The organism is Pseudonocardia sp. SID8383 (genome assembly GCF_009864975.1).
In the GTDB taxonomy this organism is placed as follows: Bacteria; Actinomycetota; Actinomycetes; order Mycobacteriales; family Pseudonocardiaceae; genus Pseudonocardia; species Pseudonocardia alni.
Map to the genome: position 1 here is coordinate 1 of NZ_WWFY01000610.1, position 990 is coordinate 990.

Sequence of the window (990 nt, forward strand, 5' to 3'; positions counted from 1 at the left end):
CCAGGCCACCTCGGCCGCGACGTCGGGCAGCAGGGCGGCCCGGACGTCGCCGGGGCCGGCGCCGTCGAGCGGGCGCAGCTCCCCCACCCGCACGGTGCCGGGCGCGGTCCGCAGCGGCTCGGAGACCCGGTTGGCCAGGACGAGTACCTCGGCCGGGTTCCGGAAGCTGGTGAGCAGCCCGTGCACGGGCGCGGGGTCACCGCCCGCGGCGGGGAAGTCGGTGCGGAAGCGCGCCAGGTTCCCGGCGCTCGCGCCCCGCCAGCCGTAGATCGACTGGCAGGGGTCGCCGACCGCGGTGACCGAGCGGTGGTCCGGGCCGTCGTCCGGCTCCGGGGCGAGCCCGGGCGGCACGCCGAACAGGGCGCGGAGCAGCACCCGCTGGGCGTGCCCGGTGTCCTGATACTCGTCGAGCAGCACGGCCCGGTACTGGGAACGCTCGATCCGCCCGACCTCCGGGTCGGCCTCGGCGATCCGGGCCGCGAGGGCCATCTGGTCGGCGAAGTCCATGGCCTGCTCGGCCTGCTTGCGCCGGGCGAACTCCTCGACCAGCGGCAGCAGCTCGCAGCGCATCCGCTGCCCGGCGATGCGGGCCTTGTACCCGGCCGAGGGCTCGGCGCGCTGCCGCTTGCCGGGCGGGGCGTGCTCCAGCACCGGCAGCATCCGCTCGGCGAGGCGCCGCACCTGGTCCGGTTCGACGAGGTGCTCCCCCAGCTCCCCGGCCAGGGAGAGCAGGTAGCCGGTGACGGTCGCGGGGACCCGGTCGATCTCCAGGTCCGCGGCCCAGGTGGAGACGACCCGGTGGGCCAGCTGCCAGGCCGCCGTCGGGCCGAGCAGCCGGGCGGCGGGCTCGGCGGGCAGCCGCAGCGCGTGCTCACCGACCAGGCGACCGGCGTAGGCGTGGTAGGTCGCGACGGTGGGCTCGCCGGCCAGCAGCGCGGCGCGCCGCGCACCCGACGGGTCCAGGTCGTCGAGCAGCCGGGCCCCGGCGAG

The 990-nt window shown here is 77.8% G+C and carries 1 protein-coding gene; it reads right to left on the reverse strand.

Annotation, left to right across the window (positions count from 1 at the left end):
- A partial coding sequence (locus tag GTW08_RS14810) for a UvrD-helicase domain-containing protein (protein ID WP_161152082.1) occupies nt 1–990 on the reverse strand: 990 nt, incomplete at both ends.